General features: G+C 66.5%; 43 protein-coding genes. 42 read left to right on the top strand and 1 reads right to left on the bottom strand.

All coding sequences use genetic code 11. The annotated features are described in order from the left end of the window. The 6 genes from DAE25_RS24060 to DAE25_RS22285 all read left to right on the top strand — a co-directional run. On the top strand, positions 1 to 357 hold a 357-nt coding region (locus DAE25_RS24060; protein WP_234411204.1), incomplete at its 5' end, for a hypothetical protein. Beyond that, positions 354 to 587 carry a hypothetical protein gene (locus DAE25_RS22305; RefSeq protein ID WP_107768501.1) on the top strand — a complete coding sequence of 78 codons (234 nt, stop codon included), beginning with the start codon at positions 354 to 356 and terminating at the stop codon, positions 585 to 587. The genes DAE25_RS24060 and DAE25_RS22305, both read left to right, overlap by 4 nt. Then, positions 584 to 880: a DUF6221 family protein gene (locus DAE25_RS22300; RefSeq protein WP_107768500.1), complete on the top strand. Its 297-nt coding sequence runs from the start codon at positions 584 to 586 to the stop codon at positions 878 to 880. Before DAE25_RS22305 ends, DAE25_RS22300 begins: the two co-directional genes overlap by 4 nt. Continuing rightward, complete coding sequence (locus tag DAE25_RS22295; protein WP_107768499.1) at positions 877 to 1,182, top strand: hypothetical protein; 306 nt, start codon at positions 877 to 879, stop codon at positions 1,180 to 1,182. The genes DAE25_RS22300 and DAE25_RS22295 overlap by 4 nt, the downstream gene beginning before the upstream one ends. After that, the gene (locus DAE25_RS22290) at positions 1,179 to 1,484 is read left to right on the top strand and encodes a GIY-YIG nuclease family protein (RefSeq protein WP_107768498.1); all 306 of its coding nucleotides are present in this window, start codon (positions 1,179 to 1,181) and stop codon (positions 1,482 to 1,484) included. The genes DAE25_RS22295 and DAE25_RS22290 overlap by 4 nt, the downstream gene beginning before the upstream one ends. After that, positions 1,481 to 2,686 (top strand): tyrosine-type recombinase/integrase, encoded by a 1,206-nt coding sequence (locus DAE25_RS22285; RefSeq protein WP_107768497.1) that lies wholly within the window; start codon positions 1,481 to 1,483, stop codon positions 2,684 to 2,686. The genes DAE25_RS22290 and DAE25_RS22285 overlap by 4 nt, the downstream gene beginning before the upstream one ends. Before the next feature lie 413 nt (positions 2,687 to 3,099). On the opposite strand, the gene DAE25_RS23420 is transcribed toward DAE25_RS22285, so the two are convergent. Beyond that, positions 3,100 to 3,411, bottom strand: coding sequence for a helix-turn-helix domain-containing protein (locus DAE25_RS23420; RefSeq protein WP_159083928.1), 312 nt, complete (start codon positions 3,409 to 3,411; stop codon positions 3,100 to 3,102). On the opposite strand from DAE25_RS23420, the gene DAE25_RS24240 reads away from it, so the two are divergent. The 36 genes from DAE25_RS24240 (at position 3,410) to DAE25_RS22150 (ending at position 23,383) form a co-directional block, all read left to right on the top strand. Next, complete coding sequence (locus tag DAE25_RS24240) at positions 3,410 to 3,832, top strand: helix-turn-helix domain-containing protein (protein WP_325050384.1); 423 nt, start codon at positions 3,410 to 3,412, stop codon at positions 3,830 to 3,832. The two genes, DAE25_RS23420 and DAE25_RS24240, sit on opposite strands and share 2 nt — an antisense overlap. Then, positions 3,829 to 4,089: a hypothetical protein gene (locus DAE25_RS22270; protein WP_107768494.1), complete on the top strand. Its 261-nt coding sequence runs from the start codon at positions 3,829 to 3,831 to the stop codon at positions 4,087 to 4,089. The genes DAE25_RS24240 and DAE25_RS22270 overlap by 4 nt, the downstream gene beginning before the upstream one ends. Before the next feature lie 120 nt (positions 4,090 to 4,209). Then, positions 4,210 to 4,413 (top strand): hypothetical protein, encoded by a 204-nt coding sequence (locus DAE25_RS22265; RefSeq protein WP_107768493.1) that lies wholly within the window; start codon positions 4,210 to 4,212, stop codon positions 4,411 to 4,413. Continuing rightward, a complete protein-coding gene (locus tag DAE25_RS23410) occupies positions 4,410 to 4,580 on the top strand; it encodes a hypothetical protein (RefSeq protein WP_159083926.1) in 171 nt (56 codons plus the stop codon). Before DAE25_RS22265 ends, DAE25_RS23410 begins: the two co-directional genes overlap by 4 nt. A gap of 109 nt (positions 4,581 to 4,689) precedes the next feature. After that, a complete protein-coding gene (locus tag DAE25_RS22260; protein WP_107768492.1) occupies positions 4,690 to 4,899 on the top strand; it encodes a hypothetical protein in 210 nt (69 codons plus the stop codon). Positions 4,900 to 4,916: 17 nt separating this feature from the next. Continuing rightward, positions 4,917 to 5,057 carry a hypothetical protein gene (locus DAE25_RS23405; protein ID WP_159083925.1) on the top strand — a complete coding sequence of 47 codons (141 nt, stop codon included), beginning with the start codon at positions 4,917 to 4,919 and terminating at the stop codon, positions 5,055 to 5,057. Further along, positions 5,054 to 5,299: a hypothetical protein gene (locus DAE25_RS22255; protein WP_107768491.1), complete on the top strand. Its 246-nt coding sequence runs from the start codon at positions 5,054 to 5,056 to the stop codon at positions 5,297 to 5,299. The genes DAE25_RS23405 and DAE25_RS22255 overlap by 4 nt, the downstream gene beginning before the upstream one ends. Next, positions 5,296 to 5,508 carry a hypothetical protein gene (locus DAE25_RS22250; RefSeq protein WP_107768490.1) on the top strand — a complete coding sequence of 71 codons (213 nt, stop codon included), beginning with the start codon at positions 5,296 to 5,298 and terminating at the stop codon, positions 5,506 to 5,508. The genes DAE25_RS22255 and DAE25_RS22250 overlap by 4 nt, the downstream gene beginning before the upstream one ends. After that, positions 5,505 to 5,837 carry a hypothetical protein gene (locus DAE25_RS23400; RefSeq protein WP_159083924.1) on the top strand — a complete coding sequence of 111 codons (333 nt, stop codon included), beginning with the start codon at positions 5,505 to 5,507 and terminating at the stop codon, positions 5,835 to 5,837. The genes DAE25_RS22250 and DAE25_RS23400 overlap by 4 nt, the downstream gene beginning before the upstream one ends. Continuing rightward, a complete protein-coding gene (locus tag DAE25_RS22245) occupies positions 5,834 to 6,694 on the top strand; it encodes a PD-(D/E)XK nuclease-like domain-containing protein (RefSeq protein WP_159083923.1) in 861 nt (286 codons plus the stop codon). The genes DAE25_RS23400 and DAE25_RS22245 overlap by 4 nt, the downstream gene beginning before the upstream one ends. Further along, the gene (locus DAE25_RS22240) at positions 6,691 to 7,206 is read left to right on the top strand and encodes a hypothetical protein (protein ID WP_107768488.1); all 516 of its coding nucleotides are present in this window, start codon (positions 6,691 to 6,693) and stop codon (positions 7,204 to 7,206) included. Before DAE25_RS22245 ends, DAE25_RS22240 begins: the two co-directional genes overlap by 4 nt. After that, positions 7,203 to 7,862, top strand: a complete 660-nt coding sequence (locus DAE25_RS22235) for a hypothetical protein (RefSeq protein WP_107768486.1) — start codon at positions 7,203 to 7,205, stop codon at positions 7,860 to 7,862. Before DAE25_RS22240 ends, DAE25_RS22235 begins: the two co-directional genes overlap by 4 nt. Before the next feature lie 112 nt (positions 7,863 to 7,974). Next, entirely contained in the window at positions 7,975 to 8,136 is a 162-nt protein-coding gene (locus DAE25_RS23395) for a hypothetical protein (RefSeq protein ID WP_159083922.1), read from the top strand. Then, positions 8,133 to 8,513 carry a hypothetical protein gene (locus DAE25_RS22230; protein WP_107768484.1) on the top strand — a complete coding sequence of 127 codons (381 nt, stop codon included), beginning with the start codon at positions 8,133 to 8,135 and terminating at the stop codon, positions 8,511 to 8,513. The genes DAE25_RS23395 and DAE25_RS22230 overlap by 4 nt, the downstream gene beginning before the upstream one ends. Continuing rightward, on the top strand, positions 8,507 to 8,683 hold the full coding sequence (locus tag DAE25_RS23390) for a hypothetical protein (protein ID WP_159083921.1): 177 nt from the start codon (positions 8,507 to 8,509) through the stop codon (positions 8,681 to 8,683). Before DAE25_RS22230 ends, DAE25_RS23390 begins: the two co-directional genes overlap by 7 nt. Further along, the gene (locus DAE25_RS22225; protein ID WP_107768483.1) at positions 8,683 to 9,120 is read left to right on the top strand and encodes a single-stranded DNA-binding protein; all 438 of its coding nucleotides are present in this window, start codon (positions 8,683 to 8,685) and stop codon (positions 9,118 to 9,120) included. Before DAE25_RS23390 ends, DAE25_RS22225 begins: the two co-directional genes overlap by 1 nt. A 28-nt stretch (positions 9,121 to 9,148) precedes the next feature. After that, positions 9,149 to 9,487 carry a hypothetical protein gene (locus DAE25_RS22220; RefSeq protein WP_159083919.1) on the top strand — a complete coding sequence of 113 codons (339 nt, stop codon included), beginning with the start codon at positions 9,149 to 9,151 and terminating at the stop codon, positions 9,485 to 9,487. 331 nt (positions 9,488 to 9,818) lie between these two features. Beyond that, positions 9,819 to 10,640 carry a hypothetical protein gene (locus DAE25_RS22215; RefSeq protein WP_107768478.1) on the top strand — a complete coding sequence of 274 codons (822 nt, stop codon included), beginning with the start codon at positions 9,819 to 9,821 and terminating at the stop codon, positions 10,638 to 10,640. Next, complete coding sequence (locus DAE25_RS22210) at positions 10,637 to 11,848, top strand: AAA family ATPase (protein ID WP_107768476.1); 1,212 nt, start codon at positions 10,637 to 10,639, stop codon at positions 11,846 to 11,848. The genes DAE25_RS22215 and DAE25_RS22210 overlap by 4 nt, the downstream gene beginning before the upstream one ends. A 124-nt stretch (positions 11,849 to 11,972) precedes the next feature. Next, on the top strand, positions 11,973 to 12,911 hold the full coding sequence (locus tag DAE25_RS22205) for a MerR family transcriptional regulator (RefSeq protein WP_107768475.1): 939 nt from the start codon (positions 11,973 to 11,975) through the stop codon (positions 12,909 to 12,911). After that, the gene (locus tag DAE25_RS22200) at positions 12,908 to 13,669 is read left to right on the top strand and encodes a DNA-methyltransferase (RefSeq protein ID WP_107768473.1); all 762 of its coding nucleotides are present in this window, start codon (positions 12,908 to 12,910) and stop codon (positions 13,667 to 13,669) included. The genes DAE25_RS22205 and DAE25_RS22200 overlap by 4 nt, the downstream gene beginning before the upstream one ends. Positions 13,670 to 14,062: 393 nt before the next feature. Next, positions 14,063 to 14,260 (top strand): hypothetical protein, encoded by a 198-nt coding sequence (locus tag DAE25_RS22195; RefSeq protein WP_107768471.1) that lies wholly within the window; start codon positions 14,063 to 14,065, stop codon positions 14,258 to 14,260. Further along, positions 14,241 to 14,426, top strand: a complete 186-nt coding sequence (locus DAE25_RS22190) for a hypothetical protein (RefSeq protein WP_107768470.1) — start codon at positions 14,241 to 14,243, stop codon at positions 14,424 to 14,426. The genes DAE25_RS22195 and DAE25_RS22190 overlap by 20 nt, the downstream gene beginning before the upstream one ends. Continuing rightward, on the top strand, positions 14,423 to 14,569 hold the full coding sequence (locus DAE25_RS23385; protein WP_159083918.1) for a hypothetical protein: 147 nt from the start codon (positions 14,423 to 14,425) through the stop codon (positions 14,567 to 14,569). The genes DAE25_RS22190 and DAE25_RS23385 overlap by 4 nt, the downstream gene beginning before the upstream one ends. A gap of 156 nt (positions 14,570 to 14,725) precedes the next feature. Then, positions 14,726 to 14,899 (top strand): hypothetical protein, encoded by a 174-nt coding sequence (locus DAE25_RS23380; protein WP_159083917.1) that lies wholly within the window; start codon positions 14,726 to 14,728, stop codon positions 14,897 to 14,899. After that, entirely contained in the window at positions 14,899 to 15,150 is a 252-nt protein-coding gene (locus DAE25_RS22185) for a hypothetical protein (protein WP_107768468.1), read from the top strand. Before DAE25_RS23380 ends, DAE25_RS22185 begins: the two co-directional genes overlap by 1 nt. Then, complete coding sequence (locus DAE25_RS23375; RefSeq protein WP_159083916.1) at positions 15,147 to 15,320, top strand: hypothetical protein; 174 nt, start codon at positions 15,147 to 15,149, stop codon at positions 15,318 to 15,320. Before DAE25_RS22185 ends, DAE25_RS23375 begins: the two co-directional genes overlap by 4 nt. Beyond that, positions 15,317 to 16,156 carry a 3'-5' exonuclease gene (locus tag DAE25_RS22180; RefSeq protein WP_159083915.1) on the top strand — a complete coding sequence of 280 codons (840 nt, stop codon included), beginning with the start codon at positions 15,317 to 15,319 and terminating at the stop codon, positions 16,154 to 16,156. Before DAE25_RS23375 ends, DAE25_RS22180 begins: the two co-directional genes overlap by 4 nt. Next, positions 16,153 to 16,293, top strand: coding sequence for a hypothetical protein (locus tag DAE25_RS23370; RefSeq protein ID WP_159083914.1), 141 nt, complete (start codon positions 16,153 to 16,155; stop codon positions 16,291 to 16,293). The genes DAE25_RS22180 and DAE25_RS23370 overlap by 4 nt, the downstream gene beginning before the upstream one ends. A 522-nt stretch (positions 16,294 to 16,815) precedes the next feature. Further along, complete coding sequence (locus tag DAE25_RS22175; RefSeq protein WP_159083913.1) at positions 16,816 to 17,091, top strand: endonuclease VII domain-containing protein; 276 nt, start codon at positions 16,816 to 16,818, stop codon at positions 17,089 to 17,091. After that, positions 17,088 to 17,369, top strand: coding sequence for a hypothetical protein (locus DAE25_RS23365; protein WP_159083912.1), 282 nt, complete (start codon positions 17,088 to 17,090; stop codon positions 17,367 to 17,369). Before DAE25_RS22175 ends, DAE25_RS23365 begins: the two co-directional genes overlap by 4 nt. Before the next feature lie 105 nt (positions 17,370 to 17,474). Next, positions 17,475 to 17,807 carry a terminase small subunit gene (locus tag DAE25_RS22170; RefSeq protein WP_159083911.1) on the top strand — a complete coding sequence of 111 codons (333 nt, stop codon included), beginning with the start codon at positions 17,475 to 17,477 and terminating at the stop codon, positions 17,805 to 17,807. Further along, a complete protein-coding gene (locus DAE25_RS22165; RefSeq protein WP_159083910.1) occupies positions 17,764 to 19,338 on the top strand; it encodes a terminase large subunit domain-containing protein in 1,575 nt (524 codons plus the stop codon). Before DAE25_RS22170 ends, DAE25_RS22165 begins: the two co-directional genes overlap by 44 nt. Before the next feature lie 13 nt (positions 19,339 to 19,351). After that, a complete protein-coding gene (locus DAE25_RS22160; RefSeq protein ID WP_107768458.1) occupies positions 19,352 to 21,331 on the top strand; it encodes a phage portal protein in 1,980 nt (659 codons plus the stop codon). Positions 21,332 to 21,368: 37 nt separating this feature from the next. Beyond that, positions 21,369 to 22,157, top strand: coding sequence for an HK97 family phage prohead protease (locus DAE25_RS22155; protein WP_107768456.1), 789 nt, complete (start codon positions 21,369 to 21,371; stop codon positions 22,155 to 22,157). A gap of 14 nt (positions 22,158 to 22,171) precedes the next feature. Further along, the gene (locus DAE25_RS22150) at positions 22,172 to 23,383 is read left to right on the top strand and encodes a phage major capsid protein (RefSeq protein WP_159083909.1); all 1,212 of its coding nucleotides are present in this window, start codon (positions 22,172 to 22,174) and stop codon (positions 23,381 to 23,383) included. Positions 23,384 to 23,388 lie beyond the last annotated feature (5 nt).

The following is a 23,388-nucleotide window of genomic DNA, read 5'->3' as shown; positions in this document are numbered from 1 at the left end:
TTCAAGTCCCGTTACTCACCCAAAGTGAACCCCCAGTTCGGCCCACATAAAGGTCGGGCTGGGGGTTTCTGCTATGCACAGACGATACACATGGGTGGTAGGATGGGCGCAAGCCACCTTCCGAAAGAGGCAACCATGGCAAGCCACGATTGCGACGAGGCCGAGCAGCACATCGCCCAACTCGGCGAAAGCCGAGGTTGGACAGAGCGCCGACTGGAGGCCCTCGAGCGGGTGCTTCACGAGTACTTCGACTTCGACGTGGACTCATGGCATGAGGACGCCTGCCCTGAGCCGGAGGATGTTTGGCGACTACACCGCGACCTCAAGGCTGCGCTTAGACGGGAGGCGACGGCATGAGTCAGTCCGCCGAGAATGACACACGCCATTTCTGCGAGGACCCGTCACATCCGCACGTCTGGCAACCCAACGGGTGGATCTGCGTCACCGGCCACATGTTCACTGCCGACGAAGTGGTCGAGATTGCCAATGAGACCAGTGACTCGCTCGGAAACCTTTACCGAGTCGACTTCATCCGTCGCATCGAGCACGAAGCCCGCGTCATTCCCCCCGTTAAGGGCGACCGATGACGCTGACCGACTTCCTGCTCGCCCGGATCGCGGAGGATGAGATGGAGTTGATCGAGGCTCGCTCCCACTGGATGCGCGGGGACGACTCGTACTACCGTCGCAACCGCTGGCTCCAGTTCAACCCCGACGACATGAACGTAAGTGTCGGCTACGGTCGCGCGCTGGCTGAGTGTGAGGCTAAGGGGCGGATAGTTGAGTGGGCAAGAAGCGCCCTTGAGCCAGATGCCGTATTGGTGGCCCTCGCCCTGCCCTACGTCGACCACCCGGACTACCGCGAGGAGTGGAAGCCGTGACCCAGCCCGCCGAGAATGACGCCTGTCCGACGTGCGGGCCGACCACGGTCGAGCGGCACCCGCGTCGGCCGTGCATCACCCGGTGCGCCAACTGCAAAGAGTGGCTACATCGCACCGAGAACGACGCGGCGGCCGAGGGTCGCGCGCTGCGCATGGGTATTGAGTTCATCCTGCACCGCTGGGGCCAGACCGAGAACCTGTACCCCGAGACTCACGTGCTCATGGACGACCTGCGCTCCCTCATTGACGAGATCGTCCCGCTCCGCGATACGCCCACTCCCCCCGCAAGGAGCGACCGATGAGCGGCGGCGTACTCAGCCCGCGCAGCGCGGCCCACTTCCGACTCAAGGACAAGCCGCACTACGTCTACCAGTTCTGGTCGGACACGACGTGCCTCTATGTCGGATGCACCGCGCAGCCCGCAGGTCGCATCGCCAGCCACGCATCGAAGCAGCCGTGGTGGCGGAAGGTCACTCACTTCTCGGCCGACGTCCACCCCGACAAGGAGACTGGGCTGATCGCCGAGGCCGCGCTGATCCACGAACTCCAGCCCGAGTGGAACTGGCTGCACACCGAGAAGGTGGCGCTGGGGCGGCGGGCGTGAGGAAGCCCGAGCACTACACCACCGCCCACGGGGAGCCTCGCTGGAAGGTCCGCTACCGATCGGCGGGCAAGGAGTCCAGTGAGACCTTCCGCCGCGAGGCTGACGCCAACACATTCGCCGCCCTGCTCTCCTCCGCGCCAGGACAGGCTGGCGTCAACGAGGCGCTGACGTGGCTCGCGCGCAAGGACACCAGCAGCCAAGCCCCCACGTTCGGCCAGTGGTTCGACAACTACCTCGCGCAACTGTCCGGCGTCACACCCCGCACCCGCGACGACTACAAGGCCATGCGCCGCCGCTACCTCACCGAACTCGACCCGATGCCCCTGCCGCTCATCGGCCGCACCGACGTCGCAGGCATCGTCAACCGGCTCGAGGCTGAGGGCAAGTCACCCAAGACCATCAAGAACGCCATCCACATGCTGTCGTCCGTCATGGCGCTCGCAGTCGACGAAGGCCACATCCCGCGCAACCCCGTCAAGCGCGTCCGACTGCCGAAGCAACAGCTCGACGAGGACGAGGTGCGCTTCCTGTCCTACGACGAGGCCGGCGCCCTGCTCAATGCGATTGAGGAGCACTACCAGCCGCTCGTCACGTTCCTGCTGGGGACGGGCCTGCGCTGGTCCGAGGCGACCGCACTCCAGGCGCGCCACATCAACCTCGAGGCCGGGACCGTCCGCGTGCAGCGAGCGTGGAAGCGCGTCCCTGGTGGCTGGGAGATCGGCCCACCCAAGTCGCAGAAGGGCAACCGCACCGTCAACGCGGGCACGCCTGCGCTACTCGCCGTCGCCTCACTGCTGGGCAAGCCGACCGACTACGTGTTCACCACGCCCAGCGGCAAGGTCGTCCGGCACTCCAACTTCTACACCCGCGTCTGGCAGACCGCGTGCCTCAAGGCCGGACTCGCCACCACCCGCAAGCCGTGGGATGGCCCGAGCCCCCACGACCTGCGGCACACGCACGCCTCGTTCCTCATCAGCGACGGCATCGGGCTAGAGGCGATCCAAGACCAGCTCGGCCACGAGAGTCTGGAAACGACTCGCCGCGTGTACGCCAAGCTGATGCCCGCGGTCGGCGTCGCTCTCGGCAAGAGTGCGTCCGCTGCGATGACGCGCGTCCTAGCGGCGCGGACCGAACTCCCGCACCTCGGCGTCCGGACTCTGGAGCCCGTTCGTGACGCGGATGAGGCGACAGACGCTAGTTGAGTAGCACTTGATCTGTGCCACCGCCGCGACCGCTGACATCGCGCACCCCGTAGCGGCCAACATGCCCGCGATTGGGTGCGGCCCCCAGAGCAGCACGATCCACGCTGCCACCATCAGGCTGATGACGATCGTCCACAGCACTCCCGCGACTGCCCTACATGTGCTGATCGTTCCGTCATCCATTGTCCCATATCCCCCGTTTTGAGTAGTACCCCCCGGCACTGCGTCAAGGTAGACCAGACAACCGACAACGAGCAGACCCGTCCGGGGGTCACGCCGAACCGTTATAAACCTAGAGCCGCCTACCCCAACGGGTAGGCGGCTCTCGTTGTCGTTCTGGGGCTTAACGCCCCCGCATCATCGGCTTGGCAGCGCCGACACGGGGGCTTGGCATGGGGGCGGCGTCTCGTCGCTCATGCCGTCTCCCCCTTCTCTTCACGCTGCTCGGCCAGGTGACGGCGGTAGAAGCCCTTCACCGTGTCTTGACGCCACTCGACGAGCTCGGACTGACCGAGCGCGACGATGACGGGATCGCCAGGGGTGTCGTAGTCCCCCAGCAGAACGCGCAGGGCTGAACGCTCCCGGTCGCTCGGCATGGTCGCGCCGGACGTCCAGTTCGTCACCGTCCGCGACTTCACGCCGGCAGCCAGGGCCACGTCCTCGCGGCTGAGGCGCTTGGAGGCCATCGCCGCCTTCAGGCGCCTGCCGTGCTCGTCCTTGTTCATGTGGAGAACTCTGGCCGATCCGTGGCGGAAATGTCGAACCGGGTGGAGAAACGCGGCTTGCGCTCACTTGCAGGTTATACACGTTTGTAGTTCACCCACCCTTCCCCCGTCTGACCTGCGGTTTCAGTGTATTTCCGCGTTGCGCTTGACTCTATGCCTGACCATGCCTACTGTTGCCGTTATGAGCAAGCGACTAGCACACGGGGCCGCAATCAGGGCCATGCGAGAGATGAGCGGAGTCTCGATCTCCGCCTTTGCCCCAAGGGTCGACGTGACCCAGGGCTACATGTCCAACGTCGAGCTGGGCCACAAGGTCCCGACCGTCGAGTTCCTGGCCCGCGTGGCCCGAGAACTCGGAGTCTCGCTCGACGCCGTCTCCTACGTCATCCCCGACTGCGGGCACGAGGAGGCGGCGGCATGACCACACCCGAGACCGACTACACGCTGGCCGAGACCGCCGAAGCCCTCAAGGTGTCGACCCGCTGGATTCGCGACCGCATCAAGGCTGGCGCGGACCCGGAGAACGCGGACGCCCCCTTCGTCGAGCACATCCGCCGCGGCAACAAGATCATGTTCACCTCTGAGCAGGTCGAGAAGCTGCGCCACTCCGACACCCAGGCCGCCCCGGTCCCCGTCGTCGAGTCCATCACAACCGGCCGCAAGAAGCGCGCCTCCTGACCCGACGCCGGGCGAGCGAGTCCCCCACCTCGTCCGGCGTCGCTCCACCCAGACAGCACGAAACCCGGCCGCCGACTAGCAGACCGGGCTCCGTAAGTAACTCAACTAGAAGGGTACGACATGCCTGAGTTCATCGCTTACTACACAACCGCCGCATCGGTGGCTGTGACGCTCGAGGCCGACACTGCCGACGAGGCGCAAGAGAAGGCCGACGAGTTCAACGACTTCCCCGGCCTCTGCGCTCAGTGCAGCGGGTGGGGTCAGCGCCTCGGCGTTGAGTTGTCCGACGTCTGGGAGCAGGACGGCGAGGTGGCGCTGCGATGACCCGACCAGCGCGCAACCCGCGCCTCACCATCGACACCCACGCGGACCACGTCGAGCGCATCGCCTGGCTCCACAGCCTCCCCGTCGAGGCCGACGCGACGCACGAGTTCGTCACCTTCGCCGGCATCACCTACCGCGCCGAGCTGATTCCGGTGGGTGCGCGATGAGCCGCTTCGAGATCGAGTGCATCCCGTGTGGCGCGCACCTGATGACTCCGCTACTCACTGCCGTCGTGCGCTTCGACAAGGACCACGCTGACTGCAAGGGCGGTGCGCGATGACCGACTTCCTCTTCGGCCTCACCCTCGCCACCATCTCCGCCGCAGTCCTCCTCGTGTGGGCCGCAACCCGTCTCGCCGCACACCTGGCGCGTCGGGAGGCTCGTCGGATCGCTGCGGCCTACGCGGCGGGCTATGACGAGGGCAAGGCGGTCGCTGGTCGGGCACTGAACCCGATCGCCTACGGACGACTGGGGGCCACCCGATGAGCCTCAATGATCAGCGCGTGAGTGCCGAGGCTTGGGACTCGCTGCTCACCGACATCAAAGACCTCGGCCCCAATCCCGATGGGGCATTGGTGATGAACCTTCTCATCGACAAGATCTGGTGCACCGAGGGAATCACGCTCGACGAGGACCACCGATGAACGCCCTCTGGTTCCTCCTCTTCCTACCCGTCGCAGCCCTCGCCCTCGTCGCCATCGTCACGCCCCTCGCACCCAAGCCCCCGCGCGTGACATCGCCGACCGACGACCACATGCGGGTTGCGGTGGAGAACACGAGCGCGACGCCGATCTACGAGGCGCTCGCTGTCGAGATCTTCCGGCGCGAGATCGACGAGAAGTTGCGCGACGGCTTGGCGGGCTGGGGCTCGGAGGACGTGGCATGAGCGCCGAGATCCTGCGGCGCGCGGCCGCTCGCGCTCGGCTCATGGGGACCGCTCCCGCCTCGCTAGGTGCCGACTACAACGACCCGCGTCACATCGCCGTGGCGGACCTGCTCGAGCACGAGGCCCGCGTGGTGGGCACTCGGGACGCGGCCGACATCAGCCCGCTCGAACTCGCCGTCGCTCGCGCATACCTCGGGGAGTCCGCATGAGCGCCCTCCGACCCAACGCCGAGCCCACGCCACCCCGACCAGGGCGGATCGAGCGGGCCATCGACGGCGGCTATGAGGCGTCCGCGGATGACCTCGCACCCGTGGCGGCTCACCTGCGACTCGACCCCTCGGACCCGTGGATGGTCGCGCTCGAAGCCAGCCGCGCGCAGGTGCTGATGTTCGGCAACCCCGACAGGTGCTGCGTCTGCAACACCTCGCTCGACCTCAACTGGAGCGCCGACGTGTGCGAACACGACCGCGCGTTCTGCTCTGAATGCACGTTCGTAGACGGATGCGCCGAGTGCGCGGAAATGGAAGGTGCCGCATGAGTGGCAAGCCCGAACTCGTCCGCGACCTCGACGAGAACACGTACCACGCCGACACGACCTCGCTGTCTGCGTCCGGTGCCAAGACGCTTCTCGGCAAGCGTCCCCCGTCGCCCGATGCGGACGCGATGATCTTCGGTCGCCTTGTCCACACGGTGATCCTCGAGCCGCACAAGCTCGACACCTACGCCGTGCTCGACCCTGACGTGATCGGCGTCAAGGCGAACGGCGACAAGGCCGACAATCCGACCGCGACCAAGGCGTGGAAGGACGCTGTCTTCGAGGCCAAGCGCTCCGGGCTGACGGTGATCGCGCCGAAGATGCTCGCCAAGGCCCGCGCTCTCGACGCGGCGGTCCGCAACCACTCCGAGGCCGGCCGACTGCTCGCCGCTGCAACCGACCACGAGGTGAGCGCCTACGCCGACCACCCGTCCGGCGCCAGGGTTCGCGCACGGTTCGACCTCGTGTGCCCCGGCGCCGTGGTCGACGTCAAGACCTGCCGCGACGCAGATCCCGAGTCATTCGGGCGGTCCATGAACGCATTCATGTACCACGTCAGTGCCGCCAACTACCTCGACATCGCACGCGCCAACGGACTCAAGGCCGACCGCTTCGACCTCATCTGCGTCGAGAAGGAGCCGACCCCCGGTGGCGACTACCGCGTGTCGGTGCTCGAGATCCACCCCGACGCGATCGACCTGGGCCGCGAGCTCATGGCCGAGGCGTGCGAACGGTGGCTGGCACTCGGCAAGCGCATCGACCTCCCCAACTACGGCGACGGGCGGCACGTGATCGACCTGCCCGCCTACGCCTACCCGTACGAATCCATCGAACTCAACCTAGAAGGGCTGGCCTCATGAGGGTCGAGATCAAGAAGAACACCGACCAACTCAACTACGAGGACTTCCTCGGAGGACTGATCCGGATCGTCACGATCGCTGACGTCAAGCCGGGAGCGAAGGAAGCCCAGTACGACATCGCAATCGAAAGCGACGCGCGGTTCTGGCGCCCCCCGCCCACCGTCCTCAAGATGCTCATCAAGGCATGGGGGGATGACGCGGCCCAGTGGGTCGGCCGTCGCGCCGAACTCTACGGAGACCCCAACGTCGACTCGCCCGCCATGAAGAAGGCCGGTGGAATCAGGGTCTCCCGGGTCTCGCACATCGACGCCCCCGTGTCCGAGATGCTCCAGATCACCCGTGGCAAGAAGGCGCGCTTCACTCTGGACCCCCTCCCCGACGCACCCCCGCCCAACCCGAACGCCGCACGCCTCGCCGAGCTCAAGGCCGAGTGGGACGCGGGGCCGACCGAGGAGCGCAAGGCTGAGATCACCGCCGAGGTGCAGGCGCTCCAGGCTGGCGGTCGACCATGACGCGGCCCGTTGTCATCAGCCTGTGCGACCTCACCGGGAACTTCGTCGCCCCGTGGGTTGAGGCCGGCTATCGAGCCATCCTCGTCGACCCGCAGCACGAGGCAACTGACTTTGGCGGAGCCGTCATGAAGTTGGCGATGACCGTCGAGGAGGCCACGCCGGTGCTCGGCGAGTACGTCCGTGACGACATTGTGGCCCTCGTCGCCGGCTGGCCGCCCTGCACCGACATGGCCGTCTCTGGGGCTCGTTGGTTCGAAGCCAAGCGCCAGGCCGATCCGATGTTCCAGGCGAAGGCTGTCGCGGTCGCCGAACAGTGCCGCACCATCGGCCGCCTGTCTGGTGCGCCGTGGCTGGTCGAGAACCCGGTCAGCGTTCTGCGCCGCGTGTTCGGCAAGGCGGATCACATCTTCGACCCGGCCGACTACAGCGCTCTGGAGCCCGCGGACAACTACACCAAGCGGACATGTCTCTGGACTGGTGGCGGCTTCGTCATGCCGACCCCGCAGCGGGACGCCTCGCTCGGAACTCCTGACGACCGGATCCACAAGGCGCCGCCCGGACCCGAGCGGGCCAACTTCCGCAGCGCGACGCCGATGGGTTTCGCGCGGGCAGTGTTCCAGGCGAACCGGCCGGCTGGGATTGAGGTGGCCGCATGAGGAGCGACTGCCCCCACTGCCACTGGCACAACATCTACGCCACCTGCCAAGACGGATCGCGCGAGCTGGAGCGGTACGAGCACATGCGCGACGAGCACCCGGAGGCCGACCGATGAGCCCCTCACTCCGCGACCTCACCGACACCCTCGGACCCGTCATCCCACCCTCGCCCGAAGCCCAAGCCCTCGCGCTCGCAGCAACCTTCCGGGCGGCGCGGGATGCCGAGGAGCGCGAACGATTCCGGTCGATGCTCGGGCTGCGGGGTGACTTGTGAGCACCGAGCTCATCTACCCCATCCCCGCCGCCTACTGGCTGTCCGCGAACCAGCGACTTCATTGGGCGCCCAAGGCCAAGCGCACGGCCTGGCTGCGGGAGGTCGGCAAGCAGGCCGCCGAACTCCACAACGTCGGCCCGTTCGACGTCACCCACGTGGCCGCGTTCATCGGCTACACGAAGAACGGGACCGCCGACCCGTCCAACGCCACCCCGACCGTCAAGGCGTTGATCGATGGCATGACGGACGCGGGCGTGTGGCCGGACGACGACAGCACGCACGTCATCGGCCCGACGTTCCTGCGCGACCCGAAGTCCAAGGTGCCGGACCACTACACCGTGCGCCTGGTCATCACATCGCAGGAGATCCCGTGGTGAACCACCCCGACGAGATCCGCCAGTGGACCGCCCGCCAGATCGCCACCCGCCGCGCCTACCGCCTCGAGCCGTTCGCTGGCGCGCGCGACATGAACGACACCGACCGAGCCCGCGAGCGCATGGCCGCAAGTAGGGCAGCCAAGCGCACCAACAACACACAGGAGAACTAATGCTTCCGCAGATCACCATCGATGGCCGACTCGTGAGCGATCCCGAGCTCAAGTTCACGGGCGCCGGCAAGGCTGTCGCGAACATGCGAGTCGCCGCGTCCGACTCCAAGAAGGACGACGCCGGCAACTGGCAGACCACCGAGCAGATCTTCATCAACGTCACCCTCTGGGAGGCCGAGGCCGAGACGTCCGTCGAGCACTTCGCCAAGGGCGACCGCGTGCTCGTGTCCGGCCGCATCTTCCAGCGCGAGTACGAGAAGAGCGACGGGTCCAAGGGCTACTCGCTCGAGGTCAAGTTCCCGACCGTCGCGAAGATCCCCAGCGCCCCGCGCGTCGAGCGACAGCAGGCTCCGCAGCAGCAGTGGGGCCAGGCTCCCGCCGCCGCTCAGAACGACCCGTGGGGAGGTGCCCCCGATGCGACCAACCCCCCGTTCTGAGTACCGCGCGCAGTACGAGTCGCCTGACGTGCTCAAGGATGGCCGCTGGGTCGTCTCTCGCGGCGTCAAGGTGTGGGAGCCGGCCGAGGACTTCGCCGAGCCGATCGTCAGCGAGGATGCCGAGGTTCACGCCATCCGCTCCGAGTTGGACGTCATCGCGTGCCCCTACTGCCTTGCGACGATGGCCGAGCACTGTCGCAGCAAGAGTGGCCGCAAGACCGACCCGCACCCCACGCGCGAGTTCCGTCGCGTCTGCCTCTGTGGCGCCGAGTTGAAGCCGCGGTGCGAGCTGTGCTCCGAGTGCCGCTACGAGCGCGACCTCATCCGCTCGCGCGAATACAAGCAGCGGACGCGAGGTGCTGCGTGACGCCCCACGCTCCGAGCGTGAATGTGGAAAACCTTTCCGATGTCGGAGAGGGGGGTAACCATAGGAACCCGGACACGACACACAAGTCGGCCCCCGAGCGGAGTTGCACCTCCATTGCCCAGGGGCCTTGCCGACCGAAAGGACACGACCGACTCGTGAACAGTCTAGACGCGCCCAACGTGGCGCCGGAAGCAACCTGCCCGATCTGTGGGCGACCAGGGAGCGGCAACCTCCACGACAATGGGTGGGGAGTTGCCTCCGCGCACTACCTCGACGACGCCGGCCACATCTGGACGACCAAGTGGCTGTCGTTTCAGGAGGTGGCTGCCTGATGCGCATTCGAGCTACCAAGCCTGAGTTCTGGACCTCCAAGACGATCGCCGCCCTCCCGTGGGATGTGCGGCTCGTCCTCAAGGGCCTCGAGTCCTACGTCGACGACAACGGCGTAGGCAAGGACGACCTGGCCCTGATCGCCTCTGACGTGTTCCCTCGCGACCTTGTCGCGAGCCCTCGCGACACCCTCGCGAGGCTATCCGAAGCCATTACCGCGCTCGCTGACGGCGGTCTGATCGCCCGATACGAGTGGGACGGCGAGGATCTGCTCTACATCGACAAGTGGAACAAGCTCCAGCGCATCGACAAGCCCGCCCGAGGTCGTTATCGCAGGCCAGACGGCACATTGGAGTATTCGGAGGACGTCAATCGCGACACTTACAGGAGCCCTCGCGAGACCGTCGCGAGCCCTCTCGAAATGTGCGCGCCTGTAACAGGGGAACAGGGGAACAGGGGAACAGTCTCTAGTCCATCGGCTGACGCCGATGCAGAGAGCGACCTTGGCCTCGACGGCTTCGAAGAGTTCTGGGACATCTACGCCAAGAAGGTCGGCCGCAAGAAGGCTGAGCAGAAGTGGCGCCTCGCGGTCAAGAAGCCCGACATCACCGCTTCGGTGCTGATCCGTGCGGCCACGAACTACGTCAACGCCCAGCAGGCGGCCGGCAAGCACCCGGAGTTCACCAAGGACCCCGCCACCTGGCTTCACGGCGAGCACTGGACTGACGAGGCTCCGACCAACGTCCGCCAGCTCCGCACCGACGACCAGGGCCGCACGGTCCTGCCGCCGCTCCCGCCTCGCTCCCCGTGGGGGCAGTCATGAGTGACATCCGATCCGACCGCGACGCCGAGGCCGCTCTCCTCGCCGCCTGCATCGAATCCAAGACGGCCCGCACCGAGGCTCGCCGTCACATCTTCGGCGCCGACTTCGACGACCCGAGGCACGAGGCGATCTGGGATGCGATGACCAGCCTTGACCGCCACGACAAGGCCATCGACATGCTGACGCTGAACGCCACGCTGGGAGTCTCGCCGGCCGCACATCGGCTGCCGGACCTCATCACGATCATGGCACTCCCCGACAACGTGGCCGAGTATGCGCAGATCGTCCGAGGCTGGTCCGTGCGCCGCAAGATCGACATGGCCGCACGTCAGGCAGCACAGCAGGCGTTCGCGCCCGGCAACCCCGGCACGCTCGCCGCCAACGTCGCATCGAAGTTCATCGCCATCCGCGACGGTGACGCTGCGACCGGCGACGACATGACGGCCGTGACAGCAACCGAGCTGCTGGCCGAGCAGGACGACGAGCCCGACTGGCTGATTCCCGGCCTGCTCGAGCGACGCGACCGGCTCATGCTCACGGGCGAGGAGGGGCTGGGCAAGTCACACCTGCTGCGCCAGTTCGCGATTGGGGTCGCTGCGGGGCTGCACCCGTTCCACCAGAACATCCGCATCCCGCAAGGCAAGGCCGTCATCATCGACTGCGAGAACACCCGCAGTCAGGTCCGCCGCAAGATCCGCCCGTCCATCGAGTGGGTCCGACGTTACGGCGAGGACCCGTCCGACCGGCTGGTGATCGACTGCACCAACCGCATGGACATCACCCGCGATAAGGATCTGGCGCGCATCCACCAGGTGCTCGACGCCGTACAGCCCGACCTAGTGGTGATCGGCCCGCTCTACCGCCTCGTGCCCCGTGCGCTCCAGACGGACGACGACACGGCGCCCGTGCTGGCCGCGCTCGACACGATCCGTGACCGGGGGGCAGCGGTCCTCATCGAGGCCCACGCCGGCCACGCGATCGGCAAGGGCGGGACTCGCGACCTGCGACCCCGCGGCTCGTCATCGCTGCTCGGCTGGCCCGAGTTCGGCTACGGGATGAAGGCCGTCTCGGAGGGCTACTGCGACCTCGTGCCCTGGCGTGGCAACCGCGAGGAACGTGACTGGCCGCAGCGCATGAGGCGAGCTGACGGCTTCCGGTGGATACCCCACGCCGACCTCTACGGATGGAATCAGGACGTGACCGCATGACCACCTGTAGCTGCATCGTCATCAACCACCCGGCCGGCCTCGCATGGGCCGCCATGACCCCCGACCGCACCTGCCCCACCCACCGCCACGGACAGCCCTGGCGTGACGAGACTCGAGGAGACGCATGACTGCCAACATGCACTGCAAGTACGCCGGGAGTGGTCGACCAAGGGTGCTCGTCGGCCGCCACACCGACGAGTGCGCCTACGACACATGCTCGGGATGCCAGCCCTGCGAGGACGGTCACTGCGTCGTCTGCGGCATGACCCACGCGGACGGAGCCTGCGCCGAGTGTGTCGCCAGCACCCGCGACGACCTGCGCTCGATCGCCACCCTGTGCGACTCGCTGCCCGAGGAGGTCGAGCACCGCGGCATCAACGGCGAGGCGATGGTGCTGCTCGGACCCGCTGCCGACCCCGAGGCGCGCGGACATCTCGAAGCGTCCATCGCTGCGGGTCGAGTGCCGGCCGACTACCTCGACGTGGCTGACGGCGAGCAGCACCCGCTGTTCGTGCTCGGGACGTGGGACATGACCTGGCGGGATGCGCTGGAGCACGAGGAGCCCACCGAGCGCCTGACGATCGCGACGGCCACGGACTATCTCGACCGGCAGATGACCTACATGGCTGGCTACGAGCACGCGCCGTTCGAGGACTTCGCTCGGGACCTGCGCGAGTGCCGGTCTCAGCTCGAGCGCGTGCTGCACGACGGCGAGCAGCGTGACGTGGGAGCGCCCTGCATGGGCTGTGGGGCGACACTGGAGCGGGTCTGGGGCGACGACGAGGCTTCGGACGGGTGGAAGTGCCCCCGGTGCCGCGAGAGGTCCACGGAGGCGCAGTACCGATTCGCCGTGATGGATCTCCACCGACGATCGGCCACGCACCTGACCGACCGCGAGATGCAGGAGCGCACGGGCATCAAGGCTGGCACGATCCGCGAGTGGGCCAGGCGTGCGCTGATCGGTCGCAAGCGGGACTCGGGGCGCGTCGTGTACTGCGTGGAGGACGTCGAGCGGGTGGGCGAGGACAAGGGCATGATCCCGTCGCGAGAGGCGAGCGCGTGAGCATCTACTACCAAGACGACCTCGTGACGCTGCATCACGGCGACTGCCGCGACGTGCTCGGAGGAGTGCGCGCGGATGTGTGCGTCACGGACCCGCCCTACGGCGAGACCAGCATTTCGTGGGACGTTTGGCCTGTGGGTTGGGTGGAGGCGACGACATTGGCGTTGCCGGATGCGACCTCGATGTGGTGCTTCGGCTCGATGCGCATGTTCCTCGAGCGGTCCGGGGACTTTGCCGGGTGGCGCCTGTCGCAAGACGTTGTGTGGCGCAAGCCGCGCGCCAGGAGTACCGCCACGGACCGTTTCGCGCGTATCCACGAGCACGCCCTGCATTGGTATCGCGGCCCATGGGGCGAGGTTTACCACCAAGCCCAGCGAGTTCCCTACTACGGGAAGCGCGCGCACGTGCCCGCGAAGGCCATTAAGGGATCGCCGGGCGAGCTGCGGCCAATGGCTTCCACGATCGAGTACTCGGATGACGGCACGCGATTGACGCCCAGCATCCTCGAAGGCACTGCCGGCGATCCCCGTACGGTGCTCCATCCCACACAGAAGCCCCTCGCAGTGCTGGCGCCACTCATTGAGTACGCCTGCCCTCCTGGCGGCATCGTCCTCGATCCATTCGCGGGCAGTGGCTCGACGCTCGACGCGGCCAGATCCTTCGGCCGTCGCGCGGTCGGCATTGAGGCTGACGAGCGCTACTGCGAGATCGCCGCCAAGCGGCTTTCTCAGGACACCCTATTCGGGGGCGCGGCATGAGAACCTTCGAAGCGCGCTACGCCGGTCGCTGCGGCGTTTGCGATGAGCGCATCCGGCCGGGCGACGACGCAACCTACGTCGAGGACGAGATTGCACACGCGACCTGCCCGACTCCGACCGTGTTGGCCAACCCCTGCTCGCGCTGCTGGATGGTCCCGGCCGCGAACGGACAGTGTGGCTGCGACGAATGAGACGGGTCTAGACATAGACACGCCCGGCGTGGGACGTTGTTGACAAACTGTCCCACGTCGGGGACCATGACAAATGCGGACTACAACCGTCCCCAAAAACGCCTCGCCAGTCGATGACTGCCGGGGCGTTTGTCTGTCCGGCCCACTCTTGCTTCCCGGCGTTGTCCGCAACTGCCGGGCCTTCCGCACGTTCGGAGGCGCCATGATCGCCACTGTGCAGATCACCGAATCGGGCGGCGTTGTTGCCTGCCTCGACACAGATGATTTCGCGGCCGACGAGGAAGACCGAGCGCTGTCCGGCCTGGTTGCCGACTCGCTCCTCGACCAGTGCGCGCGTGTGGCGATCGAGACGTTCCTCCAGCTCCGCCAGCGAGTCGAAGATGACGGCGACGGCGAGTGAGGGCCTGTTCGTCGTAACCGACGACACGACCCGCTTCGAGCTCGAGACCGCGATCTGCCACCTGAACGACATCGCCAAGCGCCTGCCGATCCACTTCGTCGATCGGCGTGCTGACTTGCATCGGCGCATGAACGTGCTGCTGTGCGAATGGCAGATGCGCGCATGACGACCTACGACAACGCGCCGCCCCTGGCCGACTGGATTCCCCAGCCCGGTCGCCACTGCGGCGAACTCTGCTGGAACCTCGCCTGCCCGATCTGCGGCGAGTACCTGCCCACTCCCGCGTCGATAGTCCGCGGCGAGAACTGACTTCCGCTCACACCCGGCACACAAACACACGCATGTCCGCTTCGGCGAGACGACAACAGTGGCCGCGAGTACGAGCGAAGAACGCACCACCTCTCGGGACCACCCCACCCGCCGCGACACCCGCCTAGCGCGTGTCCCGCCGAACGGAGAACGCGCATGTCTGTCCGCTATTTCGTCGAGCGCACTCGTGACAACTTCGAGGATGTGGGCGCCGAGTCCTGCGATCTCGACCCCTGTGGCGCGCTAATCTTCACTCAGGAGAACGACGAGGTCTACGTCATCGCTCCGGGCGGATGGCTCACCATGACGTCCGAGATCGAGGCCGACTGATGGCCCTCGACAACATCGCAGCCACCCTCACCAGCGGCCTGCCACACCAGACCTGCGGAACATGCCACGCCCTCGCGCAGATGAGCGACGAGGACGCGGCCACCCTGCGCGGACTCCTCGGTGACAGGTCGGTGAAGTTCAAGACCCTCGCCGACGCCATGCGCGACGACGAGGACACGCCGACCGTCGAGTGGCAAGCCCTGTCGCGTCATGCGCGCGGTGGGTGCTCGGCGAAGGAACACCTCCGATGAGGTGGCTGGTCGAGCGTTCGCGCGACAACTTCGAGGACGTTGGCGCCGAGTCGCTGACGGTTCTCGATTGCGGCGCCCTCAAGTTCTGGAACGGGTCACTCTTCGCCCCCAAGGACGTCATCTACATCGCTCCGGGCCAGTGGATCACGGTCTGCGAGGCTGCCGAATGAGTATCGCTGCGGTTGCTGACCGCGTGAAGCTCAACGTCTCCACCCGCAACGTCCTCACGCTGGACATCGAGCGCCTCCCCGGTCGCGCACGCCACCAGCACCGCGGGCTCACCATCGAGGGCGACTTCTGGGACCTGTCCGGCTGGAAGCACCTCCTCGGCTACCGACTGCCCCCCGAGTCGGTCATCGAGTGGCCCCGCACCATCTGCGTCGCCTGGAAGTTCTACGGCAGCAAACGCGTCGAGTTCGCCTCCGAGTGGGGCGACGGACGCGAGGAGATGCTGCGTCGAACGTGGGACGCCTACGACAAGGCCGATGTGCTCTACGGCCACAACGTCGCCGGCTTCGACACCAAGAACCTGAACGCCGAGTGGCTGACACTGGGACTCAACCCGCCGTCGCCATTCAAGACCCTTGACACGCTCAAGGAAGCCCGCAAGACGTTCGGCTTCGAGTCCAACACCCTGGCCTCACTGACCGACCGCCTCGGGATCGCGACCAAGACCGACAAGTACAACGTCGAGATGGCACGCGCCGCATGTGCTGGCAGCAAGCCCGACCAGCGCAGGCTCAAGGCGTACAACGTGGGAGATATCCACGCCTCGGAGCAGTTCGTGGACCGACTTCGCGGATGGATTCCCGGTCACCCGCACAACGTCGTCGGCAAGATCGACGACAGGCCGACGTGTCCTCAGTGCTGGGGCGACAACCTCACGCCGAACGGGACCACGCTGGCCGTGCAGATCGTCTATCGGCTTTACCGCTGTGATGACTGCGGCGGCAATGTGCGTGGCGCTCACCACTCGCGGGCTGCTGTGACGAGGAGTGCGCGATGAGAGTCCACCCCAACTGCATGATCGGCCGCCTCGTCTGCACCTGTGGCAACGTCGGAGCCGAAGCCGTCTGGCACATCACGCCCTGCGAGATCAAGCTGGTCCACCTCGAGAACCTGGCGGCACGGGGCGAGCGATGACCGACACCGACCGCCTTGCCGACTATCTCGCCCGCATGGACAACGCCGACCACGAGCGCGCGCTACCCGATGGGTGCACGTGTGGGCTGTCGGTGCTCGCGTGCAATGCCAGCCGGTACGTGGACTCACGGCCTTGCTGCTCGGCTTGCAATGGGCACGGTGCCGCATGACGTTCGTGTCCTACGCCTGCCAAGCGCGTGCCTGTGAGACGGCTGCGTGCGACAGGTGTGCGTACTGCCGGACGTGTGGGCGGACGAGGAGCTACTGCCTGGCTAGTGTGATGGGGTGCTGCGATCTCTGTGACACGAGCGAGCACTGATCCTTGGCGTTGCTCGGTCTGCCAGCGAGGCCAGGTCGTGCCGTCGCTCGTGAAGGATTGTGAGGCGAGGCATGAAGCCATGCTCAACCTGCAAGACGACTAAGCCGGCGTCCGAGTACCACCGCAGTCGCAGCACTACCGATGGCCTGGACCCGCGATGCAAGGCGTGCCGCATCACTGCTGGCAAGACGCACAACGTGGACATGGCACGACGCAGAGCAGGCCACATCGACAGGCTGTACGGCCTCAGCCACGACGACTACCTCGCTATGCACGACGAGCAGGGTGGTGTGTGTGCCATCTGCCACGAGCCCGAGGGCATGACCTACAAGGGCAAGCCCAAGGCGCTGTGTGTCGACCACGACCACGAGACGGGCAAGGTGCGCGGCCTACTGTGCGCGGCCTGCAACTTCGCGCTCGGCAAGTTCCGCGACAACCCCGCGCTGCTCCGAGCTGCGGCCGACTACCTCGAGCCATGACCAACCGCAACGGTCGGACCAGACGCGAGCGGGCCAACGCGGACAACCTCAAGGCTCAACGCAAGCAACCGTGCGCCAGGTGTGGGCAGCGCATCGACTACACACTGCCGGCCACCGATCCTCAAGCGTTCATCGCAGGCCACATCAAGGCATGGATCGATCACCCCGAACATCGTGACGACCCGAGCAACCTTCAACCCGAGCATGCCAAGTGCGGCAAGTCTGCCGGCGCCGACTCGGGTCAATCGAACGTCGGCCTCACCTCGCGGCAGTGGTAGGGGCGTTCGGATCACTACGACCCTGACGCGCGGACCACTTCGCCGATAGCGGTCCATCCCTCCCCGGCCTCTTGACCGGGGGTCGCGCGCGAAAGGCGGCACCCCATGACGGATCTTGTCAAGGCCACCGAGGATGCGATCACCGCTGCGACTCACCTTGTCCCGTCTGACATGGGCGCGGTCGAGGCCATGCGCGCGCTCGCTCGGAAGATTGACGCCTGGGATCAGATCGTCGAGTGGGCCATCGACGACGCGGCCAGCCAAGACGGCAAGCGCCCCTCGGTCCCGCAGAACGACAACGTGTCGATCTCGGCCTACCTCAAGTATTGCGACCAACTCGGCCTGACCCCCGCCGGCCGCAAGGCGCTCGAGATCGACAAGGGCGGTGAGTCGGGTGGCAGCAAACTCGGCAAGCTCCGGTCGGTCCACGGGGGTTAAGCGCGCGCCGGTCCTCGGTTCCGAGACGCCGCGGATCTTCACTCCCCCACTTCGCAAACTCACCCCCAAGACCTCGCTCGGCTTCGCTGCGATCGAGTTCGCGGAGGACGTCTGCCAGGTCACGCTGTACCCGTGGCAGAAGTGGCTGCTCGTCCACGCGCTCGAGCTCCACCCTGACGGCGGCTTCCGATTTCGGACCATCGTCGTGCTGGTCGCCAGGCAGCAGGGCAAGTCGATGCTATCTGTGATTCTCAGCCTGTTCTTCATGTACGTCCTCGGCCGCGAACTGGTCATCGGCACCGCGCAGGATCTCGACGTCGCCGAAGAGATCTGGCAGGAAGCTGTCGACCTCGTGGAGGAGACGCCCGACCTCGACGCGCTCAAGGAGCGCGTCGTCAAGGTCAACGGCAAGAAGGCGCTCGAACTGTCGAGTGGCGAGCGGTACAAGGTCAAGGCCGCGAACCGCCGTGCTGGTCGTGGGCTGTCGGGCGAGTTGATCCTGCTCGACGAGTTGCGCGAGCATCAGTCGTTCGACGCTTGGGGCGCGATCACCAAGACCACGATCGCTCGTCCCGACGCTCAGGTGTGGGCGCTTTCCAACGCTGGCGACGCAACCAGCCTCGTGCTGCGCTACCTGCGACAGAAGGCACACGCTGCGATCGGCGACCCGGACGGCATTGTCGGCGAAGAGGCGCCCGTCGTGGTTGACGACGAGGACTTCGAGGATGACACCGACGAGTCCACCCTGGGGATCTTCGAGTGGTCGGCCAAGCCCGGTGCACACACGAAGGACCGCGAGGCGTGGGCGATGGCGAATCCCGCGCTCGGCCACGGCTTTGTTACCGAGCGCACGCTTGCCAGCGCTGAGGCGACGGACCCCGAGTGGGTCTTTCGCACCGAGTGCCTGTGTCAGTGGTCGGACGGCACACTCGAGGGTCCATTCCCACCCGGCTCCTGGGACTCTGGCCGCTTCGACGCCGACGACCCCCCGCAGATCGTCGGCAACGTCATGGCCTGCGTGGACATGAGCCAAGACCGCATCAAGACCTACATCGCATTCGCCGGCCGACTGGCTGACGGAACGCCGCAGGTCGAGATCGTCGCAGAGCGCGCCGGGTCTGAGTGGGTCGAGGGTTGGCTGCGAGAGCGTGTCGGACTCATCGATTCGTTGACCGGCCAAACCCGCGGCGCCCCCGTTTCGTCCCTCATGGCAGACCTGAAGGCGAAGCTCGGCAACGAGATCGTCGTGGTTGACCTACAGGGCAGCGACCTGACCGGAGCGACGGGCAAGTTCTACGACCTCGTTCGCGAGTCCTCTCTGTCACATAACCCCTGGCCCTCGCTCGACCTCGCCGCAGCTACCGCCGTGCCGAAGTTGACCGAAGGTGGCGCATTCATGTGGGACCGAAAGCGGTCTCCGATGGACGTGGCACCACTGCAAGCCGCGACTGGCGCCGTCTGGCTCCTGACCCGCACTGTCGAGCCGAAGTTCACAAGTGCCTACGCCGACCACGACCTAATAGTGATCTGAGGAAGGGGGGGCGATGGGATTCTGGGACCGCTTTCGAGGTATCAGCAGCGTTGACCCTGCTCAGCGCGTGCTCCCCGAGCCCTTTGAGCCCTACGTTTCGACCGCGGGGATTCCCGTCATGGACCCCGGCACGCCGCTGGAGTTCTGGCGGAATGGCGAACGGTCGCAGGTCGAGCACTTTTGGCGCACACAGCCGAACGTCCGCAAGGTCGTCGACTTCATCGCTCGCAATGCCGCGATCCCGATGCACGCCTACGAGCGAGTGTCGGATACTGACCGCCGCCGCCTGAGTGGCGAGCCGCTGGCGCAGGTGCTCGGCGCTCCTCGTCGCGGGGTCGGCCCCTTCCGCTTCTGGCACTCTGTGATCTCGGATGGCTTGCTCTATGACCGCTGGTGCATCCTCAAGGACTACTCGTCCGGGTCGCTCGAGCTCGTGCAGGTTCCGTCGTGGCGCCTTCGTATCGAGACCGACGCGCTCCGTCGTGTGACCGGCCTGCGCTACTGGGCCGGCGACGATGGACGACTGACGGGTGACGACGCCTGGATCAAGATCGATCTCGACGAGGCGATTTTCGACCACGGCTACGCGCCCCGTCGCGCCGGCCTCTCTCCGATCGAGACCCTGCGCGACATCCTTGACGAGTCCGCGGAGGCTGTTGCGTTCCGCCGCGAGGTGTGGGCGAACGGCGTTCGGGGCGCGGAGTACATCAAGCGCCCCAAGGAAGCCCAGTGGACCCCGGAGGCTCTCGACCGCTTCAAGACGGGCATGTCGGCATATCAGCGCGGCGGCTCGTCCGCTGGGGGCGTTCCCGTGCTCGAGGATGGCATGGAGTTTGCGAACCGCGAGGCGATGACGTCCAAGGATGCTCTCGACCTCGACGGGCGGGCGCTGACGGCGATTGAGTGTGCCGCAGCTTGGCACATCGCCCCCGAGCTGGTAGGCGCCCGGCAGGGCAATTACTCCAACGTGCGCGAGTACCGACAGATGCTCTACCGCGACTCCCTCGGGCCGTACATTCAACCGATCGAGCAGGCGATCAATGCCCAGCTCGTCCCCGACCTCGCCAACGGCCGCTCGATCTACGTCGAGGCCAACATCGAGTCCAAGTTGCGCGGCTCTTTCGAGGAGCAGGCGCAGATTATGTCGACTGCGACGGGTGCGCCCTATGTGACTCGCAACGAGACTCGCGCCCGCATGAACATGCCCCCCATTCCTGGCGGCGACGAGCTTGTGACCCCCCTCAATGTTCTCGTGGGAGGGCAGGCATCCCCGACCGATTCGGGCTCTCAGAACGTCGCGCCCAAGACGGCGGCACTCCCGTCCACCAAGGACGCGGGAGCCCACCAGAAGGCCGCCACGGACGCCCAGCGGGACAAGGTCGCCGAAGTCCTGGCCGCATTCTTCGCGCGTCAAGGCAAGTCGGTCCTCTCGGCCATCGGCGCCGACCGCGACTGGTGGGACGAGAAGCGATGGGACGGCGAACTCTCCGACGATCTGTTCCGCGTGACGCACACCCTCGCCGACCTGCTCGGCAAGTCCGAGGCCGAGCGGCTGGGCTACTCGGACGCCTACGACGCGGACCAGACGCTCGAGTTCCTGCGCGCGGTCGCTGACCGCCGAGCCAAGGCCATCAATGAGACCACCAAGGCGCAGGTCGAAGCGGCCATCGCGGACCCCGACTCCGACCCGGCGCAGGTATTCCAGACTGCGACCGATTCCCGTGCGTCCGGTGTTGGCTCCCTCGTCGCCACGGCTGTTGCCGGCTTTGCCATCCGCGAGGCTGGCCATCAGATCGCCCAGCGCGAAGGTGTCACCCCGACCAAGACGTGGGTCGTCAACAGCAAGAGCCCGCGATCGTCGCACTCATCCATGAGCGGCGAGACGGTCTCGATCGACGAGCCCTTCTCCAATGGAATGCAGTTCCCTGGCGACTATGGCGACGCCGACGAGGTTGCCGGCTGCCAGTGCTCGATCGTCACCTCAATTTCATAACCCTTCCGCGCACCCCCTATGCCCGAGGAGGGCTTCCATGCTGCTCAAGGACATGCCCGTTCGGGTGAAGGCCGGTCCCGATGATGGGCTCGGCGAGGGCCAGTTCTCGGCCTACGCCAGCGTGTTCGGCAACGTCGACTCTTACGGCGACGTCGTGACCCCCGGCGCATTCGCCGATGACCTCAAGGCGTGGGAGGACTCGGGCAACCCGATCCCCCTTCTCTTCGGCCACAACATGAGTGACCCCGACTACAACATCGGCCACGTAATGAGCGCGGTCGAGGACGACAAGGGCCTGCTCGTCACAGCGCAGCTCGACCTCGAGAACCCGAAGGCGATGCAGACCTATCGGATGCTCAAGGGTCGCCGGGTCAACCAGATGTCCTTCGCCTATGACGTGCTCGAGGGCGGCGACGCCCAGCGCGAGAAGTCCGACGGCGCCAAGGAGTCCTACTACGAGCTCCGCAAGCTCAAGCTCTATGAGGTGTCGGTCGTGACGATCGGCGCCAATCAGGAGACCGAAGTTCTCGCCGTGAAGAGCGCTGCCGACGCGCTGCTCTCCGGCACCAAGGCCGGCCGAGCCATCTCGGCCAAGAACGAAGGCGAACTGCGCAAAGCGCACGAAGCCATCGGGAACGTCCTCGCCGCCATCGGCCAGGACGACGACCAGGAGAAGGCCAGCGGCACGACCGAGGCCAAGTCCGACGCCATCGACGAGGAGCCCATTGAGGCCAAGTCGACCGTGTCCGACGAGGAGCCCAAGTCCGGCCCGTCCGTCAACACCTGGGCGACACACCTGTCACTACTCGCACTCGACAACGAGTGAGAAAGGGGTTCACCGTGAACCTCAAGACGCAGCGTGCCGCCGCCCTGAAGGCGGCACAGGACATCGTGGCTCTGGCGAAGGCCGAGGACCGCGACCTGACCGACGTCGAGCAGACCGAGATCGAGGCCAAGACGGCTGAGATCGCGGAGCTCGACGAGAAGATCGAGAAGGCCCAGAAGTCCTCCGCCCTGATCGGCCGCCTCGCGTCCGTCAAGACGGTCGACGAGGAGCCCGCCGCTCAGTTCGACCCGATGGGCGGCGTCGGCGACGCATTCGTGAAGTCCCCCGCCATGCAGCAGTTCCGCAAGGCGCACCCGTCCGGCGTCGGCTCGGGCACCCCGCTTCGCATCGAGGTCAAGGAGCTCGGCCACGCGGCCGACCTGGGCATCGGCACCAAGGCCACCCTCACCACCCAGACCGGCCAGAACGGCGCCGTCCGCCAGCCCGGTTACCGCTCGGAGATCCTCGACGAGGGCCTGTCGTTCCTCGACCTCATCACTACCGGGTCGACCGACGCCTCGTACATCGAGTACGCGCAGATCGTCTCCGAGACGGACAATGCCGCGATCGTGGCCGAGGGTGACCTCAAGCCGCTGTCCGACGTGACGACCGACCTGTCCGAGGCCAAGGCGTTCACCTACGCTGACGGTTTCGACATCACCAACCAGACGCTCGCCGACGACGGCGCGCTGGCTGCCTACATGGAGCAGCGCATCCGTTACCACGTGCGCAACGTGGTCGTCGACAAGCTGCTGAACGGCACGGGCGCCGGCACCCAGCCGCAGGGCATCCTCACCACGACCGGCGTTCAGTCGCAGGCGTTCGACACCGACGTCATCACGACGATCGCTCGGGCGCTCGGCAAGGTCGAGGCCGTCCAGGCTGACCCGCAGGCCATCGTGATGAACCCGGCCGACGTGTGGAACCTGCGCCTGATGAAGAACGGCGACCAGTGGGCGCTGGGCAACCCCCTCGCTCAGGGCGTGACTCCGACCCCGTTCGGCGTTCCGCTCGTCGCGTCGACCCGCGTCGCGGCCGGCACTGCCCTCGTGGGCAACTTCAAGTCGGTCCACTTCCTCGAGCGCGAGCCGCTCTCGGTCGTGGCCTTCAACCAGCACAAGGACTACGCCCAGCGCAACATGGTGTACGTCCGCGCCGAGCTTCGCGGGCTCCAGCTCTTCTACGCCCCGCGTGAGGTCGTCGTCGCTGACCTGACCGCGCTCTGATCGAC

Source organism: Nocardioides terrigena (genome assembly GCF_003047265.1).
GTDB lineage: Bacteria > Actinomycetota > Actinomycetes > Propionibacteriales > Nocardioidaceae > Nocardioides > Nocardioides terrigena.
This window is presented reverse-complemented; position numbering and strand designations above follow the sequence as displayed.

Bases quoted from the DNA above. Each gene is read 5' to 3' on its own strand.
- DAE25_RS22175 (WP_159083913.1), top strand. From the start codon at position 16,816: ATGGCACGACGCAGAGCAGGCCACATCGACAGGCTGTACGGCCTCAGC.
- DAE25_RS22240 (WP_107768488.1), top strand. From the start codon at position 6,691: ATGAGGGTCGAGATCAAGAAGAACACCGACCAACTCAACTACGAGGAC.
- DAE25_RS22255 (WP_107768491.1), top strand. From the start codon at position 5,054: ATGAACGCCCTCTGGTTCCTCCTCTTCCTACCCGTCGCAGCCCTCGCC.
- DAE25_RS22210 (WP_107768476.1), top strand. From the start codon at position 10,637: ATGAGTGACATCCGATCCGACCGCGACGCCGAGGCCGCTCTCCTCGCC.
- DAE25_RS22260 (WP_107768492.1), top strand. From the start codon at position 4,690: ATGACCGACTTCCTCTTCGGCCTCACCCTCGCCACCATCTCCGCCGCA.
- DAE25_RS22305 (WP_107768501.1), top strand. From the start codon at position 354: ATGAGTCAGTCCGCCGAGAATGACACACGCCATTTCTGCGAGGACCCG.
- DAE25_RS22160 (WP_107768458.1), top strand. From the start codon at position 19,352: ATGGGATTCTGGGACCGCTTTCGAGGTATCAGCAGCGTTGACCCTGCT.
- DAE25_RS23395 (WP_159083922.1), top strand. From the start codon at position 7,975: ATGAGCCCCTCACTCCGCGACCTCACCGACACCCTCGGACCCGTCATC.
- DAE25_RS22205 (WP_107768475.1), top strand. From the start codon at position 11,973: ATGACTGCCAACATGCACTGCAAGTACGCCGGGAGTGGTCGACCAAGG.
- DAE25_RS23370 (WP_159083914.1), top strand. From the start codon at position 16,153: ATGAGAGTCCACCCCAACTGCATGATCGGCCGCCTCGTCTGCACCTGT.
- DAE25_RS22270 (WP_107768494.1), top strand. From the start codon at position 3,829: ATGACCACACCCGAGACCGACTACACGCTGGCCGAGACCGCCGAAGCC.
- DAE25_RS22190 (WP_107768470.1), top strand. From the start codon at position 14,241: ATGACGGCGACGGCGAGTGAGGGCCTGTTCGTCGTAACCGACGACACG.
- DAE25_RS22290 (WP_107768498.1), top strand. From the start codon at position 1,179: ATGAGCGGCGGCGTACTCAGCCCGCGCAGCGCGGCCCACTTCCGACTC.
- DAE25_RS23380 (WP_159083917.1), top strand. From the start codon at position 14,726: ATGTCTGTCCGCTATTTCGTCGAGCGCACTCGTGACAACTTCGAGGAT.
- DAE25_RS22245 (WP_159083923.1), top strand. From the start codon at position 5,834: ATGAGTGGCAAGCCCGAACTCGTCCGCGACCTCGACGAGAACACGTAC.
- DAE25_RS22170 (WP_159083911.1), top strand. From the start codon at position 17,475: ATGACGGATCTTGTCAAGGCCACCGAGGATGCGATCACCGCTGCGACT.
- DAE25_RS23410 (WP_159083926.1), top strand. From the start codon at position 4,410: ATGACCCGACCAGCGCGCAACCCGCGCCTCACCATCGACACCCACGCG.
- DAE25_RS23400 (WP_159083924.1), top strand. From the start codon at position 5,505: ATGAGCGCCCTCCGACCCAACGCCGAGCCCACGCCACCCCGACCAGGG.
- DAE25_RS24240 (WP_325050384.1), top strand. From the start codon at position 3,410: ATGTGGAGAACTCTGGCCGATCCGTGGCGGAAATGTCGAACCGGGTGG.
- DAE25_RS22185 (WP_107768468.1), top strand. From the start codon at position 14,899: ATGGCCCTCGACAACATCGCAGCCACCCTCACCAGCGGCCTGCCACAC.
- DAE25_RS22300 (WP_107768500.1), top strand. From the start codon at position 584: ATGACGCTGACCGACTTCCTGCTCGCCCGGATCGCGGAGGATGAGATG.
- DAE25_RS23375 (WP_159083916.1), top strand. From the start codon at position 15,147: ATGAGGTGGCTGGTCGAGCGTTCGCGCGACAACTTCGAGGACGTTGGC.
- DAE25_RS23385 (WP_159083918.1), top strand. From the start codon at position 14,423: ATGACGACCTACGACAACGCGCCGCCCCTGGCCGACTGGATTCCCCAG.
- DAE25_RS23420 (WP_159083928.1), bottom strand. From the start codon at position 3,411: ATGAACAAGGACGAGCACGGCAGGCGCCTGAAGGCGGCGATGGCCTCC.
- DAE25_RS22215 (WP_107768478.1), top strand. From the start codon at position 9,819: ATGCGCATTCGAGCTACCAAGCCTGAGTTCTGGACCTCCAAGACGATC.
- DAE25_RS22265 (WP_107768493.1), top strand. From the start codon at position 4,210: ATGCCTGAGTTCATCGCTTACTACACAACCGCCGCATCGGTGGCTGTG.
- DAE25_RS23365 (WP_159083912.1), top strand. From the start codon at position 17,088: ATGACCAACCGCAACGGTCGGACCAGACGCGAGCGGGCCAACGCGGAC.
- DAE25_RS22180 (WP_159083915.1), top strand. From the start codon at position 15,317: ATGAGTATCGCTGCGGTTGCTGACCGCGTGAAGCTCAACGTCTCCACC.
- DAE25_RS22155 (WP_107768456.1), top strand. From the start codon at position 21,369: ATGCTGCTCAAGGACATGCCCGTTCGGGTGAAGGCCGGTCCCGATGAT.
- DAE25_RS22225 (WP_107768483.1), top strand. From the start codon at position 8,683: ATGCTTCCGCAGATCACCATCGATGGCCGACTCGTGAGCGATCCCGAG.
- DAE25_RS22195 (WP_107768471.1), top strand. From the start codon at position 14,063: ATGATCGCCACTGTGCAGATCACCGAATCGGGCGGCGTTGTTGCCTGC.
- DAE25_RS22250 (WP_107768490.1), top strand. From the start codon at position 5,296: ATGAGCGCCGAGATCCTGCGGCGCGCGGCCGCTCGCGCTCGGCTCATG.
- DAE25_RS22235 (WP_107768486.1), top strand. From the start codon at position 7,203: ATGACGCGGCCCGTTGTCATCAGCCTGTGCGACCTCACCGGGAACTTC.